The organism is Paenibacillus vulneris, assembly GCF_039543185.1.
Classification (GTDB): domain Bacteria; phylum Bacillota; class Bacilli; order Paenibacillales; family NBRC-103111; genus Paenibacillus_S; species Paenibacillus_S vulneris.
In genome coordinates this window covers 147,510-168,590 of record NZ_BAABJG010000010.1, presented here as the reverse complement: position 1 = coordinate 168,590, position 21,081 = coordinate 147,510, and the positions used below count along the sequence as shown (strand labels likewise).

General features: G+C 48.7%; 12 protein-coding genes. 9 read left to right on the top strand and 3 right to left on the bottom strand.

Annotation, left to right across the window (positions count from 1 at the left end; translation table 11 throughout):
• Window positions 1-2 precede the first annotated feature (2 nt).
• Window positions 3-392: a rhodanese-like domain-containing protein gene (locus ABEA66_RS10875; protein WP_079914868.1), complete on the top strand. Its 390-nt coding sequence runs from the start codon at window positions 3-5 to the stop codon at window positions 390-392.
• Window positions 393-627: 235 nt separating this feature from the next.
• Here ABEA66_RS10875 and ABEA66_RS10870 read toward each other — a convergent pair whose 3' ends face one another.
• Complete coding sequence (locus ABEA66_RS10870) at window positions 628-1,224, bottom strand: TetR/AcrR family transcriptional regulator (protein WP_345587569.1); 597 nt, start codon at window positions 1,222-1,224, stop codon at window positions 628-630.
• An 88-nt stretch (window positions 1,225-1,312) separates the two neighbouring features.
• Complete coding sequence (locus tag ABEA66_RS10865; protein ID WP_345587568.1) at window positions 1,313-2,818, bottom strand: NAD(P)/FAD-dependent oxidoreductase; 1,506 nt, start codon at window positions 2,816-2,818, stop codon at window positions 1,313-1,315.
• A 275-nt stretch (window positions 2,819-3,093) separates the two neighbouring features.
• Between ABEA66_RS10865 and cdaS the strand changes: the two genes are divergently transcribed.
• Complete coding sequence (gene cdaS, locus ABEA66_RS10860; protein WP_345587567.1) at window positions 3,094-3,732, top strand: sporulation-specific diadenylate cyclase CdaS; 639 nt, start codon at window positions 3,094-3,096, stop codon at window positions 3,730-3,732.
• A gap of 121 nt (window positions 3,733-3,853) precedes the next feature.
• Here cdaS and ABEA66_RS10855 read toward each other — a convergent pair whose 3' ends face one another.
• Window positions 3,854-4,276: a DUF6526 family protein gene (locus ABEA66_RS10855; RefSeq protein WP_345587566.1), complete on the bottom strand. Its 423-nt coding sequence runs from the start codon at window positions 4,274-4,276 to the stop codon at window positions 3,854-3,856.
• Window positions 4,277-4,589: 313 nt separating this feature from the next.
• Between ABEA66_RS10855 and ABEA66_RS10850 the strand changes: the two genes are divergently transcribed.
• The 7 genes from ABEA66_RS10850 (at window position 4,590) to ABEA66_RS10820 (ending at window position 20,877) form a co-directional block, all read left to right on the top strand.
• Window positions 4,590-6,590 carry a methyl-accepting chemotaxis protein gene (locus ABEA66_RS10850; protein WP_345587565.1) on the top strand — a complete coding sequence of 667 codons (2,001 nt, stop codon included), beginning with the start codon at window positions 4,590-4,592 and terminating at the stop codon, window positions 6,588-6,590.
• A gap of 176 nt (window positions 6,591-6,766) precedes the next feature.
• The gene (locus ABEA66_RS10845; RefSeq protein WP_345587564.1) at window positions 6,767-13,939 is read left to right on the top strand and encodes an S-layer homology domain-containing protein; all 7,173 of its coding nucleotides are present in this window, start codon (window positions 6,767-6,769) and stop codon (window positions 13,937-13,939) included.
• A gap of 250 nt (window positions 13,940-14,189) precedes the next feature.
• The gene (locus ABEA66_RS10840; protein ID WP_144028102.1) at window positions 14,190-15,125 is read left to right on the top strand and encodes a carbohydrate ABC transporter permease; all 936 of its coding nucleotides are present in this window, start codon (window positions 14,190-14,192) and stop codon (window positions 15,123-15,125) included.
• 1 nt (window position 15,126) lies between these two features.
• The gene (locus ABEA66_RS10835; RefSeq protein WP_345587563.1) at window positions 15,127-15,993 is read left to right on the top strand and encodes a carbohydrate ABC transporter permease; all 867 of its coding nucleotides are present in this window, start codon (window positions 15,127-15,129) and stop codon (window positions 15,991-15,993) included.
• A gap of 81 nt (window positions 15,994-16,074) precedes the next feature.
• A complete protein-coding gene (locus ABEA66_RS10830; RefSeq protein ID WP_345587562.1) occupies window positions 16,075-17,418 on the top strand; it encodes an ABC transporter substrate-binding protein in 1,344 nt (447 codons plus the stop codon).
• 71 nt (window positions 17,419-17,489) lie between these two features.
• Window positions 17,490-19,253, top strand: coding sequence for a sensor histidine kinase (locus ABEA66_RS10825; RefSeq protein WP_345587561.1), 1,764 nt, complete (start codon window positions 17,490-17,492; stop codon window positions 19,251-19,253).
• A gap of 16 nt (window positions 19,254-19,269) precedes the next feature.
• Window positions 19,270-20,877, top strand: coding sequence for a response regulator (locus tag ABEA66_RS10820; protein ID WP_345587560.1), 1,608 nt, complete (start codon window positions 19,270-19,272; stop codon window positions 20,875-20,877).
• Window positions 20,878-21,081: the final 204 nt, after the last annotated feature.

The window sequence follows — 21,081 nt, the reverse complement described above, 5'->3', positions numbered from 1 at the left end:
CGGTGGATATACAGCTTATTATCAAAATTGTTGCTGTCGCGTGTCTGGTCTGGTTCCTGTATTCGCGCTTTGCAGGGGTCAAGGGATTAAAGACATTGAATTCCGATGACTTTCAGCAGGAGCTGAAGGAGAATCCGAATGCGCTGCTGGTCGACGTTCGTGAACCGGGAGAGGTCAAGCAGGGATTTATTCCCGGCGCCGTCAACATTCCGCTGACCCAGCTGAACCGAAGATGGGGAGAGATTCCCCGCGACAAAAGCGTTTATTTGTACTGCCGAAGCGGGATGAGAAGCAAGCAGGCGGCTCGCGTCCTGATTAGAAACGGCTTGCGCGATGTCGCTCATTTGCAGGGCGGAGTTGCGGCCTGGAAGGGCAAGCTGGTAGAGCAATAGGGAGGCCGTTAAGGCCTCTTTTTATATTTCACAGCTCCCCGCAGAGGCCTTGATAGAGCTTGGGGCTGCGGCATTAGCTTTCATGCCTATGACCCCGACGGCAACAAGCTCCACCTGTGGGGCGGATGGCCGAAGAAGTAGCAATGACAGCAGCCATGCTTGGCGGCCGCCGCAAGGAAAGATTAAAGGTCGCCCTCTCATGAGGATGACCTTTAACCTTCTGGGCCAGTCTGGCTTAACGAGCCCGGACGATTCGTAATAATACTTCAATCTCAGGCTTTTTGTAGCCCGAACCCTCCTGCGCATTCAATACCATGAGACCCGAGAGCACAGATAAGTAGGAGGAGATCAAATCCTCCAGCTTGCCTGCGGCAATTTCTCCTGCCTCTTGCCCTTCCTTGAATAGGGGGAGCAGCTGATCGACGAAGGATTTCATCGAGTATTGCTCAACGAGCTGCCTTGCTTTGTCCGGCACGCCGTCCGACGTACGGGCTTGGTGAATCAGCATAAAGTAGGGCGCTCCGTTATCATCCAGAATATCTTCGGTTAGAGCTCTAATTTTGTCGAGCGGGGTACCCGGGAGCCCGTAAAGGCTTCGTATGGCGTCCTGCGATGCCAGCATAGCCTCTTGAACAAGAGTGTTGAACAGCTCCTCCTTGGATTTGAAGTAATGGTACAAGAGTCCGTGGCTGATTCCGGCTTCGGCTGCAATCATGCTCATCTTCGTTCCGATGATGCCGCGCCGGGCAAAGACCTTGAGGGCAGCCGCTATGATTTGTTCCTTCCGTTCATCGCGGATTTGGTGTAGTTGTTCATCGTTTAAAGGCGCCAATTGTCATTCATTCCTTTGCCATAATGGGCTTGCTGCTAATGTCTGATGAATTATCTACTTAGGAGTATACCATTTTTGGCCTTTTCTTTTAAGAAGCTTCTTGATTGGACGCTTCAGACTGAAGAGGGCGCGGTACAAAGACCTCCTGCGAAAATTGCGGCAGGATTTGCTCCAATATGGCTTCCAGTGAATCGCCGAAACGTTGGTTCAGTTCGTCCAGCAGCCGCTTGCCGTCCTCCGTAGCTTGAAGCACGGTTCTTACCAGCTCAGGCTTCATGATTTGTGCCGGTGATACGGATAGCGTGTTGACCGCCCAATACAACCCGAACAGCTCCCAGTTTTGTGTCTCTGTAGCATACTGCAGGAACAGAGCTAGATACTTTTTGCCCCAATCGATTCCTTTCAGAGGCTCGGTCCCGACATATTCAATGCCTTCCCATTGCAAATCGTTGGCGCAATTCAGCCACCATGCGGGTTCAATGACCTGCTGCAATTGTTGAAGCGCGGTCTGCTCAAAATGAGGCTGGGGATCAATCCACTGCCGCTGCAGGCAGCTTTGCAAGGTCTCTGCTTCGATGGCGGCGACTGTCATGCCCTGCCCGAAGATAGGATCATAGATGCAAAAGGCATCCCCTAATACCAGAAGACCGGCAGGCCACTCCGTCATTTGTTCGTAATGGTGGCGGTACAGCTCCGGAACGCGGAATCCTCTTGGTGGAGCAAGCGGCTCCAGCTGCTGAAGAATGTTCGAAAGCATCGGGCTCGGCAGCTCTGCCAACGCCTGATTAAACTGCTCCTCCTGAGTGGGAGGATAGTGACCGCCCGGCCGGTACAACAGTACCTCTGCAACCTGATGTTCAATAAAGGAAAAGCAGCCGGAGAAGGTTTTGTTCTCAGGGTCCCCTGCCATGACGATGACATCCCATTCATCCGCCAGATGGGTGAGATGGGGAGGCAGCTTATAACGGCGGGTACTGTACCCGATATCGGCCTTCAGTACATCCGGAGCGGGGACATCGTAACCCATGCTTGTAAGCCAGGCAGGCAGCTTGGAGGAACGCCCGCTTGCATCGAATACCATATCGGCATGTAAGACCATTTCTTGCCCTTGGTTTCCGCGCCCACGAACCAGAACTCCTGTAACCTGGCTTCGATCTGCGGTAGACATAAGCTGGAGGACATCATGACGAGGTAGCGAACGTACGTTGGCAATTTGCTTCACCCGTTCCCTAAGTACCCATTCCAGCGCGGCTCTGCTGAATTTAACATCATGACGCGGATATTTGCCAACCATGCTTCCGTATGGGTTCATATTGTGGATGGTCTTGTTGTAAGACGATGGGGAGCCGAGAGCCAATAAATCCTCTTCATAGCCGGGAAACAGGCGTGCCGTAATCTGCTTGCCTCGCATAGTGAAGCGATGGGGATGATAGGCCTGCGGAGTGCCGTTGCGCTCTCCCGGCCGTTCAGGAAATTCGTCCTTGTCTACCATGATTACCTCTTCGTAGTAATCCGATACGACTCTCGCGGTCAGTAAGCCCGCAATGCTCCCGCCTATGATCACAGCTGTGCCCTTTTTTTGCATTTCTTTCATAAGTATCACTCCTTCGAAATTTTAGATTGACTTAATCAGTCAATATCAGGATAAAAATAAAGATTGACTTGTTTAGTCAATACTGAGGCGAAATAATATAGATTGATTCATTCAGTCAACATTAGAATACAGTACGAATCTCCAGCTGTCAATAGGCTGCTGCTCTGGAAACAATTATGTAATACTTGATGGAAGGAATGAGCATATTATGACTGTTGCTTTTTTAGCAAGGGCTCCCGTTTTTTCTAATAGCTTCATGATTTGAGGTGGATAAAATGCTGCAGATCAATTGTGATGTGTCCCCCATGAAAGAAGAGCTTAAACTGCATTTGAAGCAAATCGCGGACCAAATTCACCGCAGCCTGGAAGATATCAATAACGAAGACCATTGCTTGCTAAGCCAGTTTGATGAGATTCGGGATTCGTTCAATAAGATGGAGTCGATAGCGGCTTCCTTTTATTTGCAGTGCTACTTGTCCTCCTTTACGAATAACTATTTGGATCTGTCCGTCAGCATCCAACACTTGTCTGAGCGAAGACACGGGGCGCTGATTGTAGTGGAAAGAAAAGATCCGCTGGACATGTTCTTGCATTCCGGTATTCAGCTGGAAGCGACCTTGACCAGCTCGCTCCTGGAGTCGGTGTTCTTCCCGGGAAGTCCGCTTCACGATGGGGCGGTGCTGGTCCGCTCTGACCGTATTGTATCGGCGGCGAACGTTCTCCCCGTATCCCATATTGCCGTAGAAAAAAAACTCGGCACCCGCCATAGGGCAGCGATAGGCCTTACGGAAGTCACGGATGCGCTCGTTCTTGTCGTATCGGAGGAAACGGGTAAAACCTCGTTTGCATTCAAGGGGACGCTGCACCCCATTAATGCCGTCGATGCTATTGTTGAAATGGAGAAGGCACGGTAATTTTCAATGAGACAAGCAGCGCATAAAAAAAAGCATCTCGTACACGCCAAGGCGTTCATGGGATGCTTTTCATTTTGGCTAAGGCATAAGAACCATTCAGCGATCCGAAGTTCAACCGTCTTTATACCCGGTAAAAATCGCCTCTCCACTGGGTGACTGCCTTCTTAATATCGACTGGCGTTAGGCTCTTATTGACCGCCTGCTCACATAGCGCGGGGAACTGTTCGTCACCGGCAAAGCGCAGCGCTACGATTTGTCTGATGGTAAGACGCGGATTCAGCGGCTTGCCTGTCAGCAGATAATGGCGGAAGTTCTCTTCGCCGCGGATGATGCGGTCCTGCAGCTTCGCAGCATAGGTTCTGGTCAGGATAACGGTAACCAATAGACCAATCGAAGCGAGAACGGTAAGTACAGAAACCCAGGAGAACGAAGTAATGAGATACACCACGCTGCCGATAAGGGTAATAAGGGCCAAGGGCGCGCCGATGAAGTGGAACAGCGGATGAACTCTTTTGTGATTATGGTAATTTTGCTCTTGCGGCATGAATAATCTCCTTTCTGTTTTTAAGAGAGTTTTGAATATTCTATTCTACTGCGGAGGGGATATTCCTGTCTCGGAAGAGGGAGTATCCTGAAGAAAATTGGATTAAGATATTTTGACAGTACAGTTTTCAAAAATTTCGTGCCTGTTGTTCGCAAAGTACCTGAACCAGCTTCGAAGCTAGACCCCTTTTGTGGGTCATGCATATAAGTTTTTTAGAAATTGCTGTCGAATTTAAGAGGTTAAGATCTTGTGATGTCGAATGAAAAAGGAAATATCGGATACAAAACGGGAAGGTTTCGGAGGGAGCGACAGCATGAGAAAAAGCAACCGTATCATTTCTTTAAAAACGAAATTCACAGTATTTTTATTGCTGTTAACGGCTATACCGGTAATCGTTGTGGCTGGAATTATGATGATTTTGTATACGCAGGTGGTAAGAGCGGGTCTGGAGCATCAGCAGCAGGCAGTGGCTTCCGCGAATGCGGTTCAACTAAACTCCTTTCTTGACTGGAAGGCTAAGGCCATGGAAAGCATGGTCAATACATATCGCAAGGACTTTTTGGAAGGGGATAGAAAGAGGATATTAGAGCTTCTCCAGGGAATGAAGGCGATGAGTCCGGATGTCAAATCCTTTACCTATGCCTCCGAATCAGGGAAGTCCTTCGATGATAAAGGAAATGAACTCGATCTGTCCGGTTTTGATAACTTCAAGCGGATCAGACAGGAAAAATCGTTAGGGATATCCGATATTTTACCGGATGGCAATACGAAGGAAAATATTATTCTCATGGACTTTCCGCTGACAGGCAGCAACGGAGAATTTCGCGGTCTTATTCAAGCGGTTGTGGCGCCGGGAAACATTCTGGAGGATTTGAACCGCAACAAAATTGGTACGACCAGCACAGCCTTTTTGCTTTCAAAAACCGGCAATTACCTTGCCCATCCATCCCAGGAACGAATCGGCAAGGAGCTTAAGAGCTATGAGAACGAGTCAACCGCACAAGTATTCAACGAGAACGTATTGAAGAATAAGTCGGGGGAAGTTCATTATTCCGGGACGGACGGAAAGCAGCAGGCGGCCTCCTTCGCTGAAGTGGAGTTAACCGGCTGGAGGGTAGTCGTTGCCAATGATGAAGCGGATCTCATGAGCGGAATTAAACAGTCCAACACAACCGTGTTTATAGTGACCGTCATATGCCTGCTGGCAGTAGCCGTATTGGCTTACTTCGCAGCTTCCTATGTGCTTAAGCCCATCTTCCTCATGACGAAACTGATGAAAAAAGCGGCTGGCGGCGATCTGACGAATCGCTTGAATCCCAAAGGCCATGATGAACTGCAGCAGCTGATGCGCCATATGGATGAGATGATGGAGTCGTTCAAGTTTACATTGATGAAGCTTTCTGAGGCAGTACAGCATACAGCAGCATCGTCAGAGCAGTTAACAGCTATCGCCTCCAGCTCCGTAAGCGCTTCACAAAGCACAGCAAGATCGGCTGAGGAGGTAACGCATGGTGTTCAAACGCAATATGAGGGGTCAGCGCAGTCTGCATTGGCTATGGAAGAGATGGCGGCCGGCATCCAGAGAATAGCCGAATCCTCCGGCATCGTCAATGAAAACGCCCAGCATGTAAGCAAACAAGTCGTACAGGGGTCAACGATCGTTCAAGAAGCGGTTCATCAGATTACAAATGTAAGTACTGCTGTACAAAGAACGGCCCAGACCGTACAGACTTTGGAAGCGAGATCGAATGAAATCAATCAGATTGTCAGCTATATCTCGGAGATCGCTAATCAAACGAATCTTTTGGCCCTGAACGCGTCGATTGAAGCGGCCAGAGCCGGTGAACACGGAAGAGGCTTCGCCGTAGTGGCAGGGGAAGTCAAAAAGCTGGCAGAGCAGACAACGCAAGCAACCGGATCGATTGCAGGTATGCTTCTCGAAATTCAGGCATCCACTTCCGAAACGTCCAAAGCTATCGCAGAGGGAATCATTGAGGTTCAAACGAGTGTCAGCCAGGTTGAAAAGGTGGGTGAGGTATTCGTCTCCGTTGTAAATGCTGTGGAAGGGGTCACGGCACAAATCGAAGAGGTCTCAGCAGCTACCGAGGAGCTGTCCGCCAGTACGCAGGAGGTTTCGGCGACCATGAATGAGATTGTCGGCATTGCCAGACACTCACTTGGAGAGATGCAGCAAATTACCAAGCGCGCTGCAGACCAGCATGAATCCATGGGCGAAATTTCGGCCGCCTCAGAGTCTTTAAGCACAATGGCAGCAGAGCTGCAGGAATTAGTGTTGAAATTTAAACTAGTCTAGAAAAGCAGGGGCAGGTCGTTGGGACCTGTCCTTTTGAATTTGGACAGCTTTAACGTTTCCCGAGTCCAAGGGATCATAACTAAAAAAGAAATTATACAATCATATAAAAATATTAAACGTTAAAAGAACGGGCTAATCCTTATAATGAAACTATTACGGATAAAGGGGGATTAGTCATGCTATGCAAGACGAAGAAAACGCTCGCTTCGTTCCTGTCATTATCGATGGTGTTCTCAATGGCGACGACAGGAATGACGGCCTATGCTGAGACTGCAGACTTAGCGGACTCCACAGTCAAAGTATCATTCTCGGATGATTCCAATCATTGGGCGTCGAGAGAGATTGGTAGCTGGTCTCAGAAAGGCGTTATTAACGGCTATGAGGATGGGACGTTCAAGCCGGATGTGCCTATTTCGAGGGCGGAATTTGTCTCTGTAGTAAATCGGGTTTTCGCGTATTCAAGCGAATCGGCTCAAAGGTTTCCTGACGTAGCCTCCAGCGCCTGGTATGCAAAGGATCTATCCAGAGCCGCAGCTGCCGGAATCGTGGCTGGGGATGATAAGGGGAACTTCAATCCGGATGCTCAGATTAGCCGGCAGGAAGCGGCGGTGGTCCTTGCCCGGGCATTCGATTTGAAGGCGAAGGATCCGAAGGCGTCGGACCGTTTTTCCGATGCCGGGGCTATAGCGAGCTGGAGCAAGGAATATGTCAATGCATTGACAGAAGGCGGGTACGTCACTGGTCGCGAGAATGGCCGATTCGATCCGTTGGCCAGCATTACAAGAGCGGAATTCGTGAAGATGATGGACAGTGTGGCCGGCGAATTGAAGTCCGCAGCGGGGACTTATACCGGAGACGTGAGCTCGAATCTGGTTATTAACACCAAAGACGTAACCTTGAAAGACATGAATATCTCAGGCGATTTGTTTATTACTCCAGGTGTCGGAGAGGGCAATGTGTCCCTGGAGCATGTCACCGTCAAAGGCCGTACGGTCGTCCGGGGCGGAGGCGAGCACAGCATTGTCATTGATAATTCCAAGCTGGCAGGGACATTGCTCGTTCAGAAGTACGACGGCAAGGTTCGTATCCTTATGCAAGGAACATCGGAAATACCTTACGTAGAGCTGATTTCCGGGGCGATCTTGGAAACGGCAGATACAAATGGAAAAGGCTTCGGCACTGTTCAAGTAGTCGGTACGAAGACGGCCGAGCAGCCCGTTAAACTAAGTGGACAATTTAACCAGGTTGCCATTGAAGCTCCTGGAGTGACGGTACAGCTGACGAAGGGCTCCATCGATACGATCGATGTGCAAGAGAAAGCGGTCGGCTCCAGCGTGAGGATGCTGGACGGAAATGTGGGCCAGCTTAACGTTTGGACAAAGGCACTGATTGAGCTTTTGGGTGGAAAAGTGACGGGTATCGGCATACAAAAATCGGCGGCTGGCACATCCGTACAAATGGCCTCAGGTTCGACCGTGACGAAATTCCAGATCGATGCGCCGGTGGAAATTAAAGGACCGGGTAAAATTGAAACCGCTTTAATTAATGCGGATGACGTGAAAATAGAATCTAAACCAACTAACGTGGTCGTGGCAGATGGGGTTAAGACGGATCTTAACACACCGGCAGCAGCAGGCGGTACCTCCTCACGGAGAAGCTCGGGCAATCCCATTCTCAGCAGGACGGCGGCAATGGTTGCGGAGAGCATTACCGCGATAACCCCTCCGTTGAAGGATGTCACTGCTCTGGCGCTGCCTACTGTACCGCCAGGGTTCGCTGTGGCGATCAAGACGTCAAGCAACCCAGGCGTAATTGCACTTGACGGATCGATTGTTCCGCCTAAGGAGGAGACAACAGTCCGTCTAGTATTGGAGGTCACAAGACTATTGGATAACACGAAAGCTGACACGGCAAGCCTAGAGGTTGTCGTCCCTGCCAAAAGTGTAGTGCAGCAAACAGCAGCTGAAGTGGCAAAGTCGATAACCTCGATTGCCGCGCCGGCGCAGGATGCTGCGGTACTGACGCTGCCGATCGTACCGCCGGGGTTCGCTGTTGCGGTCAAATCAACAAGTGACCCGAGCGTCATAGCTCTAGACGGAACGATCGTGCCGCCGGCAGCCCAGACTACGGTAAATCTTGTACTGGAAGTAACGAGATTGTCCGACAACACGAAAGCCGACACGGCAAGCCTAGAGGTTGTCGTCCCTGCCAAAAGTATAGTGCAGCAAACAGCAGCCGATGTGGCAAAGTCGATAACCTCGATTGCCGCGCCACCGCAGGATGCTGCGGTACTGACGCTGCCGACCGTACCGCCGGGGTTCGCTGTTGCGATCAAATCATCAAGTGACCCGAACGTCATAGCTCTTGATGGAACGGTCATGCCGCCGGCAGCTCAGACTATGGTAAATCTCGTACTGGAAGTAACGAGATTGTCCGACAATACGAAAGCCGATACGGCAAGTTTGGAGGTTGTCGTCCCAGTGAAAAGCGCGCCGACAGATATTCAACTAAAAGGAGGGGATTACAACTATATTAACGATATTACCGATGGCGTGATCCATATTACCTCCGGCAATACTTATATTTATACAGTGGATACGGCTGAAGGGGCGGGTCTTACTACGCTGACAGTCAATACCGTAGAAGAATTGCTGAACCAAATCACCGCCAAGACCTCTGCCGCCCAATCCTACGCAGTCAAGGGAGCGAATGGTCAAGCCAAATCAATGACAGATCCTGTGGCACAAGGGGATGTGTTAACGGTAACCGCAGGCCAGGCAGCCCGCGACTACACGGTTAACTTCATCAAAGGCGCGTTAAGAGGAAAGATGGAGCTTGTCCAAAACACGATAACGGCCGATACGCCGTCCGATGTGGTGTTGAATTTTTTTGCAGGGATGAGAAGTCCGGCAACGGAGGTTGTGCTTAAGGTTCCGCAGGGAGTTGGAGTCACGATGGATAACACCTCCGTAAACGTGATCGGAAGAGGGAAAGTTAAGCTATCCGAGCTTGCAACGCAATCCATAGGCCGAACGGGAGCGGGATACCGGTTTCAGCAGGTGGGTACGGTGACCATTGATCATCAAGAGGACGGAAGCCAGGTTCTCAACTTCAAGGGGCTTGACTTTAGACCGGCCAACGGAGCGGATCTCGAAATTACATTCGAGGGCGTGAACTTGAAGCAGGGCGGCTATACATTTGAAGCCTCTTACACAACATCGGAGCCGGAAGTGTTAAAAAGCCCGACCGGTACGGTAAGCTTAACCGTGGTCAGCACCATCAGCAATTTTAACCGGGTATTGGATAAGAGTCTTACCTACAAAGAGACCAGCGATACGTATACGAAGGCCAAGTTCAGCTGGAGCGCGGCCAAACACGCTTCTTCCATTAAGCTGATGCAATCGACGGATAAGGGAACTACATGGACCGAGAGCCCGTTTGCAGTCAATGCGCAAGGTGAAGAAGTGGAGGTAACGAACCTCACTCCGAATACCGAGTACTACTTCAAGCTTGCCGTTAACGGCGGAGAGAATACGGGAGACTCGAATATTGCCAAGTTTTATACCGGCAAATTCAATGCCAAGCTCATGGGAGCCAAGGGCGATGGCAAAGCGGACGATACCCAAGCCATTAACGATGCCATTATGTATTTGAATTCTTTAGGCGGAGGAACGCTGCTCTTTGAGAACGGCACGTTTAACGTGAGAACCGTTCATCTCCAAAGCAATGTGTACCTGTACATCCATAAGGATGCGACTATTGCGGCCTTGAAGGGCGGGGACGCTCCTGAGACCACGTACTTTTCGGATAAAGGATATCGGTCAGGCACTTCTCCAACCGCAACAGGGCCGTACAAGGACCCTGAAAATTATTTGACCAAGCAGGATGTAGGGCATCATTACTTTAGAAACAGCATGTTTTTCGGGGAACGGCTGGACAATATCAAAATCATCGGCAACGGCAAAATCACAGGCAACGGAAATCTGGTAACCGGTGACGGCGTTATGGATAATGCTCCGGATAACCGCACGGATAAAATGGTGACCGTCAAGCTGTGCACGAACTTCGAGTTCGGCGGTTTGGATAACGGGCTGGACCTTTGGTATGAAGAAACGAATAACCCTACGAAGGATGAGCCCTACTATATTCAAAGCATTAATCCTGACGGCACCAATGAAGTCAGACTAACGGATATCAGCAATATGCTCAGAGTCGATAGAGCAGGCCACTTTGCCATGCTGGCTACCGGTACGGATTATATCAATACGCATGACTTTTATTATGATAAAGGAAGCGGTGGCGGAGCTCGGGATGTGTTTGATTATATGCAATCTAGCTACGTAACGGCAAAAAATATTTATGCTAAAGGCACCTCCGATGACATTGTCAAGCCGGGCAGCGACTCTTCGCTAGGCTTTACCAGACCGGCAACGACGTTCTATGTTCGCAATATCATTGGCGACACCAACTGCAACCTGTTCCAAATCGGCAGTGAAACCGTAGATGATATTAAAAACGTCTACGTGGACAATATTTATGTGCTCGCTGGCAATAAGGCCGGATTCTCCATATCCACTAACGACGGCGGTCATATTGAAAATATTTATTTGAACTACGGCATGACAGGTCCGGTGCATCATAAGTCCGAGATGAGACGTACGCGGGCACCGTTCTTTATCTCTATTTCCAATAGAGGACGCGTGATCGGCGGCGATGCCAAACGAATGAAATTTATGGAGAACGGTGTTCAAAGAGACGAACTGCTGAGCACGAACGTCAATATCGGGCAGGTAAGGAACGTATTTATCAAGGATGTTAACATTGAAGAGGTTTATGGTGGAAGCCAATATGGCGATCCTTCCAAGCGCTGGGTTAAATATACGAACCAGAACAAGGCGACGCCGATCATTGCGGGCTACAAGGTGGGTGAAGGCGGACCGGTGCTGCCGGACGGGCGCAATATAGGCTACATTGAGAATCTGCATTTTGAGAATGTTACCCTTCTGGTGAAGGGCGGCAACAGCTTGGCCGATTCGGAGATCAGTCCTCCGGAGCTGGGCGTCGGCAAATATAACGTTGCTGATATTGGTGAACAACCATCATACGGCTTCTGGGCAAGACATGTAGACGGGCTCACCTTGACCAATGTCACAACCAACTTTGAGAAAAATGATGACCGGTATGCCATCGTACTGGATGACGTGAAAAATGCCGCCATAGACCAGACGAAAATGGTAAGCGGCACTGGCAACCCGAATGTCATTCAATTGAAAAATGCAAGCAATATATCAATTACGAATTCTTCCTACTATAAGGATGTTTGGGGTAATAATCTGACGGCTCTTGCAGATGTAAACAATGTAACGGTTTCGACTAAGCAAACCTATCCAAATACGAGGGTGCAGGATCCGCACAATACTTCGATCCAATTAAAGCTGGCGGGTCATCCGAATTTGACAAGCTTGGACAAAATAAATAATTCGATTACGGCAGCGCTTGGAACGACAGTGGCTGACATTGTGGCTCAAGTTGAATCGACGGACGAGACAACACAGACTTATGCAGTTGTTGACTCTTCGAACAAAGCTAAACCTTCCGGAATGCTGGAAACGGGAGATTTCCTCGTCGTAACTGCTCAAGACGGAACAACCGTGAAAAAATACAGTATTGTGGTTCCGCTCGAAATTACGGTTCGAGGCGAGACGCAGCTCAATTCAGTCAAAAAGAGCATTGCAGGCATTTCATTATCTACGTCTTCAACGAATGGGATCACTTATCTGCAAACCAATGCCGTACCGGTTGGTGAGTGGATCGAATTCAGCATCCCTGTGCCAGCAGCAGGCACCTATCGTGTGTCCTACCAATACAAGACGAATACGGCGGGAAGGGCTACCGTTCAGGCTTATGTCAACGGCAATGCAGCCGGATCGCCGGTCAATCAGAATAGTGCGACAGCCAATGTGTTTACTCCGGCCGATCTTGGCCAAGTGACCTTTGGGGCTGCAGGCAGCTATCCGGTGCGATTCGTTGCCACCAGTGCAGGGTCTATAGTTATCGATTACATCAAATTTGCCAAGGAATCTGAAGCAGGGCCATCATCCAACACGAATATTCAGTTGGCGGCTAATCATCCTAATGTGACAGCCATTGATAATGACGCCATGATAGTTAAAGTTGCTTCTAACACAACCGTAGCGGATCTCAAGGCTCAAATCGTATCCTCCGACGGCTCGGTGCAGACTTATTCCGTCAATGATGCCGCCAGTGCCGAGAAGGTATCGGGGCTGCTGGCCGCAGGCGATACATTGGTTATAACGGCTATGGACGGAAAGACGCGTATGACCTATGCAATCCAAGCCGCTCAAGCAGCCGGCAGCAATACGAATATTGCGCTGAACGCAGGCAGCACGACCATAGCTGCCATTCATAACACAGACCGCAGAATTGCAACCTCTGGGACCGCAACGCCGGTTGCTTCCATTCCAGGTCAGTTGAAATCTACGGATGGAACCGCCCAAACCTATACCATTACGAATGCGGCGGGAGGAGCACCCAAAACTAACGTCATAAATGGGGATAGACTCATTGTAACGGCTGAGGACGGCACAACAGCTGCGTATGTTCTAACTATTAATGCTCTGCCTTCCAGCACGTATGTGCAGGCGAGGGCAGCAGGACATCCTCATGTAGCAACGGTGTATAATTCGAGTCGGTCGGTTATTGCCAATGCGGGCATAACCGCAGCCCAGCTGCTGGCGGAGATAGAATCCTCAGACGGGCTGAACCAGACCTATTCCGTCACAGACGCCGTCTATACGGTCAAGACAGGCAGCACGCCTCTGGTTACGGGAGATCTCTTGAAAGTAACGTCACAGGACGCGTCAGCGAACGCCTATTATAAGGTCCAAATAGTCGATGTGCTTTACGATATCGACCCGGCAGGCAGCTATACTACTTCTAACAATAACACCAAATCTACTGGCGCCGATGATACGGCCGGCAATCATGACCGCAACAGCGCATGGAATAGTACACATTTGCAGGTGAATTTTGGGGCTGCCAATCAATACATCGAGTTTACGATAAACGTTGCGGCAAGCGGCACTTACGATGTGCTGTTCGGCTCCAAGAATAGTAATGGCAATAGAGCTGCTATGCAGCTAACTGTCGATGGCACCAATGTGGGCTCAGTAAGTGAGACGGTAAGTTCGTCGGCCGCTCAAGGGATGTACCTGGCCAAAGTCGGAAGCGCAGCACTGGCTGCAGGCAGCCACACCTTCAGATTTACGGTTGCAGGCGCCGCAAGCGGTCAATCCTTCGATTTTATTGGCCTTGCCAAAACAAACTAATACAGAGCTATTGTTAAAGCCCATTGCAAACAAGAGGAGCGGGAGCAATCCCTGCTTCTCTTGTTTATTTAAAAATAGCCGTATCTTCTCCAAAGCAACTGAATCAGCTTCAAGCTTTAAGACATTATTTTGTTAATGAACTTAAACACTATGATAATGATATTTGATTCTCCGTTCAGGCTAACTATTTTACAATTCAAGTATGGAGCGAGCAACACGAATCATAAAAGTCTGAAGCGGAGGAAACCCAGTGATTACCAACTCATCAACCGTTGTAAACCGATCGGTCGCAAGAAAACAAAAGCAGCGCATTCCGTGGTTGCCTTACATTTTGATCGCGCCGGCCATTATTCTTATTGTCGTTTTTTTATTCTATCCTGTCGGAAATGTATTTTACTACAGCTTGCAGAAGTTCAATCCTGCGAAAGCCTACGAGAACGGATTTGTGGGGCTGGACAATTTTAAAGCTATTTTTACGTCGGACCGGCTGTTTTTTTCAACCTTATGGGTATCGGCCAAATGGGTATTTGTCGAGGTAGTTCTGCAGCTCGCATGCGGACTGGGGATTGCGCTCATGCTGAATCAAACCTTCAAATTCCGCGGCATATTCCGATCGGCAGCGATTCTGCCCTGGGCGATCTCAGGGGTAGTAACCTCCACCTTGTGGCAAATACTCTTCAATGAGCAAATAGGGCCGATCAACGATCTATTTATGAAGCTGGGCCTTATCGATCACAAGATTGCTTGGCTCTCTGAGGTGCATACGGCATTCCCTTCTATCGTAACCGCCGAATTATGGAGAGGGATACCTTTCTTCACTATCGCACTGCTTGCCGGTTTGCAGACGATCCCTGGCGACTTGTACGAGTCCGCTGTGGTGGACGGGGCCGGAAGATGGAAATCGTTTATCCATATTACGCTCCCGTTTTTGAAAACAACCATCATCTTAACGACATTGCTTCGTGCGGTGTGGGAGTTTAACAACGTCGATTTAATCTTTGTCATGACTAATGGGACAGGCGGACCGATAGATCTGACTACAACACTCCCGATGTACATTGTCAAGCAAGCGGTGGTTGCCCAAGACTTTGGTTACGGCTCGGCTTTAACCGTGATCGGCTTTATTATCCTGCTGCTGTTTGCGGTGTTCTACCTGAAAATAAGCGGATATGGAAAGGAAGAGTAGCATGAGAAGTGCACAAAGTATGAAATCACCCCCCATTCTCCCTAGACTGCTGGAGAGAGCCGGACTATTGTATATCCCGATGCTTCTGGCGATGGTGTTCACCTTATTTCCGTTATTCTGGGCGCTGGTCACGGCGTTTAAGAGAGAGAGCGACATTACGAAGCTCCCGATCAAGTATTGGCCCATGCCGGCCACATTCAACAACTTTCTGATCGCGTGGAATAACGTAGGATTCTCCAAGTATTTCTTCAACAGCTTGATCGTGGCGGCGCTGACGGTAGTGATCGTGCTTGTCTGCTCCATTCTGGTAGGCTATGCGATTAGCCGATTCAAGTTTCAAGGCAAGAAGCTGTTCATGCTGCTGCTGTTATGTACGCAATTTATACCGGGGGCAATGCTGTTAATTCCTATGTTCGAGATTTTCAGAACCTTACATCTCACCAGTAATTTAATGGCATTAGTCATCATTAACAGCACGTTCCAGCTTCCATTCAACGCCATATTAATGAGCGGCTTTATTACCAACATTCCCGAGCAGCTGGAAGAAGCGGCGATGGTGGACGGCTGCAGCCGATTAAAATCTGTCTTCCTGGTTATCTTCCCGATTCTGCTGCCGGGGATCGTTGCAACCATGGTATACACCTTTATCGGATCGTGGAACGAGTTCCTATTCGCGCTCATGCTGATCAGCAAAAAAGCACTATTCACCTTGCCGGTTGGACTCCGCTACATGCAGGGCGAATATGACATTCAATACGGCGCCTTGGCTGCCGGAAGCGTTATCGCTTTATTGCCGGCCTCCATCTTATTTGCTTACGTTCAAAAATTTTTGGTGCAGGGCATGAGCGCAGGAGCTGTGAAAGGATAAATTTCGCGAACTAATTCTCTTTTTGGACCTTTATTCAAAAGGGGATTTAGCATATATTAATAATACTAAGGAGATGTTAACGTGCACAAAAAGGGTCTAAAGCTGCTCTTACTCATGGGTTCTGCCTTATCGTTGACCTTATCTGGCTGCGGGACCGGGGGAGATGCGCCAAGCGCAGAGACGAAATCGGAACCGGCCGCCAAAGCGTCGGACACCGTGAAGATTACTTTCTGGGATGAGAACCCCGGACCGAACCGAACTCCTTTCTATGAAGAGCTAATTAAGCGCTTTCAGGCGAAAAACCCTAACATTCAGGTAGAGTATGTGGGGATCCCGGCCAGCGGTGCCAAACAAAAATACGATGTGTCCATCGCGGCTAATGATACCCCGGACGTAGCAGGTATCAATATGGTTTGGTTATCCGATTTTGTAGCCAAGGGCGCTGTTCAGCAGCTGGACCCTTATTTTGACAAGTGGAGCGACAAAGACAAAATTGCTTCCAACATTATTCAATTCGACCGGGGGCTGACTGCGGATAAGAAGCTGTATTATTTGCCGCATACGATGTTTCTGGACATTCTCTGGTATCGTACGGACTGGGTGAAGAGCGCAGGGCTGAACCCGCCTGCGACCTGGGATGATTTCTTCACCGATGTGGAGAAGCTGACCGATATCAAAAATAACCGTTACGGATTCAGTATTCGCGGAGGTTCGGGCAGCATCAATCAGCTGACCTCCATGATTTATGCCTATTCCGGTATCACAGAGTACTTTACGCCTGACGGTAAGGCAACCGTGAGAGATCCTAGAATCACGGAATTTTTGAACAAGTATGTCGCTCTATATAAAAAGAACACGCCTGTCAGCGACGTAACGAACAGCAACAAGGAAATGAACGCCACGTTCGATACAGGCACATCCGCTATTATTCAGCATAACTTCGGCTCCTATAACGATCACTTAACCAACCTGGGTAACGACAAGTTTGCAGGAGTCATTCCGCCAAAAGCCGCTAACGGCAAAAGAGTTGTCGTTCCCGTTGCCAACGGGCTGGTTATGTTTAAAAATTCGAAGCATCCTGAGGAAGCTTGGAAATTCATCAGCTTCTTGATGAGCGCGGATAGCCAAACGTATTGGAACCAAAGCATCGGCCAAATGCCGACCAACACCGATTCACTGAAAAGCGACTACGTAAAAAATACGCAGCATATCCAGCAAGGCGCGGAAGTGTTGGCGGATAAGGATACGGTTTCGTTAAGCCTGCCTACGCATCTTCCGGATTATACGAAGATTACGACGCAGCAGCTCGAGCCTGATTTCCAAAAAGTGCTTACAGGCAAAATGACAGTCGATGAGTTCGTTAAAGGCTGGGCGACTTCGATGGAGAAGGCAAAAGCGGATTATGATGCGGCAATGAAAAAATAAGCAAGCGTCCATTGCATTTGGGGAGAACGATGCTTAGTTCCCCCTAAATGCCTTCTAAAGGGAGGATCTACATGCCGGTATTTCGCTCATTAAAATCAACGATCCTTTGGTTGTTTATCCCTATCATTATTTTTTTCGTAGTGGTCACAGGAACCATATCTTTTATTCTTGCCTCGCAGCAGCTGGAGGAGAACTCTTTTACCAATTTAAATGACACGATCGCTCAAACCAAAAGTTTGCTGAACGACAAATTAACCGCCTTTATCGCAGAATTGATCGGCCTCGAGAACAAATCCGAATGGGTTGCCATTATGAACAAGACGGATGATCCGGAAAGCTCGCTAGAGCCGGAGGATTACATTTTTATGAATAAAGCGCTGGATTCGTACTTTGAACGTTATTCCATGCTCGATTCCGTATTGTTCTATTACAATGGCGGCCGGGTGTCGTTGTTCAAGCAAAATTCCTTAGCAACAACCGTTACCATTTCATTGGATGACTATGCCCGCAAATTAGAAAATGATCGCCTATCCGTAATCAAATGGCTTAACATACATGATGAATTTACTTTGGCAACCCCCCAGGTCGTTAGTGTGTACCGCATGTTTGGAAAGGACAAAGCGCACACCAAAGGCATCTTCATGATGAATTTGAAGAGCCGGTTTTTCAGTGATTTATTGAACAATGCCAAGATCAGCACCAACGGTTATTTATGCATCGTAAGCAATGACGGGGTGATGAGCTTTAAACATGTGGAGCAGCGCTATGATGTGGAGGATTCGATGCTGCAAAAACAACTGATGACTGCTGAAGAGCCTTCAGGACAGATTAACATCACAAACAAGTACGGCGAGAAAATGCTGATCGTCTATGATACGCTGAGCCTCAACAAATGGAAGATTGCTGCGATTGTGCCGGAAAGCGAGCTGTTTAACAAGGTTAATTCAATCGGCCTGGTCATTATAACGGCGATGCTTCTGATCATTGGGTTTGCTGCCATACTCTCCAATATTGTCGTTCATATCATTACAAAGCCTCTGATTAAGTTGAGTCATAAAGTGAATCGCATTGAAGACGGGAATCTGGATATTAAGTTCAAAACCTTCCCCTCTAATGAAATCGGCATTTTGAGCAGAGGGATTCAGGAGATGACGCTTAGAATCAGGAATTTGCTAGATGAAGTCAAGGAAGAGCAGGAAAAAAAGCGTTCAGCGGAGCTGGCTGTGCTGCAGTCGCAGATAAAGCCGCATTTTTTGTATAACACCCTGTTTTCGATTAAACAGCTTTGCGAGATGGAGGAGCATAAGGAAGCCGCCGAAATGGTCGCTGCATTATCGAGCTTTTATCGAATCAGCATAAATAAGGGCAATGAAATTATCCCTATCTCATTGGAAATCGAGCATATCCGCAATTATTTGTACATCCAGCAGATGCGGTATGGGGAGGATTTCACTTATGAAATCGATGTGGTGCCGGAGATTATGAATTGCAATATTGTGAAGCTGACTCTGCAGCCTCTTGTTGAAAACGCTATCTATCACGGGATGAAGGAGCAACGGGGCCAAGGCTTGATCCGTATCTGGGGCCAGTTATCCAATCAGGAAATACGATTATATGTCGAGGATAACGGGAAGGGGCTGACGGAAGGAGAGATCGAGGCGATTAATCGCAGCTTGACGGAGGAGTCGGGCGGGGAGAGCATGCTTGGCTTCGGCATCCAAAATGTCAATAAACGTCTGAAATTGAACTACGGGGCATCTTACGGCTTGCTTTACGAAAAACGGCTTGGTGAAGGGATCATCGTGACGGTAAGGATCCCGTTTTACGGATCATGAGCATGGGGGTGCTGGGATGATGAAGGTAGTCATAGTAGATGACGACAGTATAATTAGAAGGGGCTTAACACGAACGATTCCGTGGGAGCAGAACGGGTTTACTGTTGCGGGTACGGCTAGAGACGGGGAAGAAGCCCTAAGTCTTATAGCCGAGGTACGGCCGCATCTTCTGTTAACCGATATCCGAATGCCTTTTATGGACGGATTCCAGCTGACGGAGGCGGTCAAGGAAAGATTCCCCGAGACGAAAATTATTATGCTCACAAGCTTTGACGAGTTCGAGCTGGCTCACCGCGCGCTCAAATTAAAGGTGTTCGACTATTTATTGAAGCCCGTCGACTCACGGCATCTTATGGAAACGGCCAAAAGGGCAATGGCTGAGCTGGAATACGAGAACGAAATGAAGCGGAAGGTCATCGAAGGCATGCCGCTGCTGCGGCAAAGATTTCTGGAGAAATTAATCAAGGAGAACTTGTCCGAGGATGAAATCCGTTCCCATAGCGACTTTCTCCAATGCCGGCTGCCGGCTGCCCGTTATGTCGTAATTTTATTGGCGGCCGACGATTACAGCTACCCCGATTATCAAAACCGGTTCGGGAAGGAAATGCTGAAATACTGCATATTGAACGTCGCCGAAGAAACGATAAGCGGGTATGAGGATGAAGGCATCCTGTTTGATTCGGAGGAAGGCGAGATTGTCATCATTTATTACGGGGATGGGGAGCCGGATCTGCTTGAACAGCATGCGCTGCAAATTGCGGAAACGATTCGGGTAAATGTAGAAAAATATTTGAAAACAACGGTAACGGTCGGCATAGGCTTTGTCTATGATCACCCCCGTGACGTGACCAGGTCTTATCGCGATGCGAAAGCAGCTATTGAATTCCGTCATATGATCGGCACGAACAGAGTATTAACCGTTGGCGATACGGGCTTGCCTCCGTCCTGCTCCACTGAGATCCTGTTAAACGGCATTGAGAGCGAGCTTGTTATGAAGGTGAAGCTGGGGCTGGAAAGAGAGGCTCACTCCATTCTGGACAGCATTGAGCAAAGGGTGCTGGACATCAAGTTCGTCTCGCTGGTCCAGGTCCGGCTGATAGGCATCGAAATCAGTCTTCTTATGTTCAAGGAATTGGAGGAAATCGTCAAACGAAATGCCAAATATTTGGAAGGCTTCGATTCCTTCCACTCGTACTATCATGAGCTGGAGCGGCTTCAAACGGTGCAGGAGATATTTGACTCCATACGTCAGCTGGCCAATCGCTTCATAGATATTACGAACCGCGAACGGGAGATTCAAACGAAAAGCATGGTTCATAAGGCAACCGATTATATAGAACGTCACTATGCGATAGAAGGATTATCTCTTCAGGAGGTAGCACGTTACGTGCACATCAGTCCGACCTACTTAAGCATTCTGTTTAAAAAGGAAAAAAATATTACGTTCAGTGATTTTTTGTTGCAAACCCGTATGAAAGCAGCCACCGAGCTGTTGAGAATCAGCGGTTTGAAATCCTACGAGGTGGCGGAAAAGGTCGGATACAGCAACCCGCAATATTTCAGTCAATGCTTCAAGAAATATACCGGCTTCTCACCGACCGAATACAAGAACCATGTGGATTGAATTCCCGGACACAAGAGGAAACAGATCGCCACATACCCCCATTTTGTTCATATTCAGTTCATATTCGTCCGATATGATACAATAGGATAGGAATGCGCCTCAAACTTACATACGTGGAAACTACGGCATCCGTCTTTTGAATTTAAGAAGCGGGGTGTCATTGAATATAGAAAGTCGAAGCGCTTCAGTCCTGTGTATCCATGA

What these genes read in the sequence shown, in the direction of transcription:
- ABEA66_RS10865 (WP_345587568.1), bottom strand. Translation starts at nt 2,818, where the DNA reads ATGAAAGAAATGCAAAAAAAGGGCACAGCTGTGATCATAGGCGGGAGC.
- cdaS (WP_345587567.1), top strand. Translation starts at nt 3,094, where the DNA reads ATGCTGCAGATCAATTGTGATGTGTCCCCCATGAAAGAAGAGCTTAAA.
- ABEA66_RS10855 (WP_345587566.1), bottom strand. Translation starts at nt 4,276, where the DNA reads ATGCCGCAAGAGCAAAATTACCATAATCACAAAAGAGTTCATCCGCTG.
- ABEA66_RS10850 (WP_345587565.1), top strand. Translation starts at nt 4,590, where the DNA reads ATGAGAAAAAGCAACCGTATCATTTCTTTAAAAACGAAATTCACAGTA.
- ABEA66_RS10845 (WP_345587564.1), top strand. Translation starts at nt 6,767, where the DNA reads ATGCTATGCAAGACGAAGAAAACGCTCGCTTCGTTCCTGTCATTATCG.
- ABEA66_RS10835 (WP_345587563.1), top strand. Translation starts at nt 15,127, where the DNA reads ATGAGAAGTGCACAAAGTATGAAATCACCCCCCATTCTCCCTAGACTG.
- ABEA66_RS10825 (WP_345587561.1), top strand. Translation starts at nt 17,490, where the DNA reads ATGCCGGTATTTCGCTCATTAAAATCAACGATCCTTTGGTTGTTTATC.
- ABEA66_RS10820 (WP_345587560.1), top strand. Translation starts at nt 19,270, where the DNA reads ATGATGAAGGTAGTCATAGTAGATGACGACAGTATAATTAGAAGGGGC.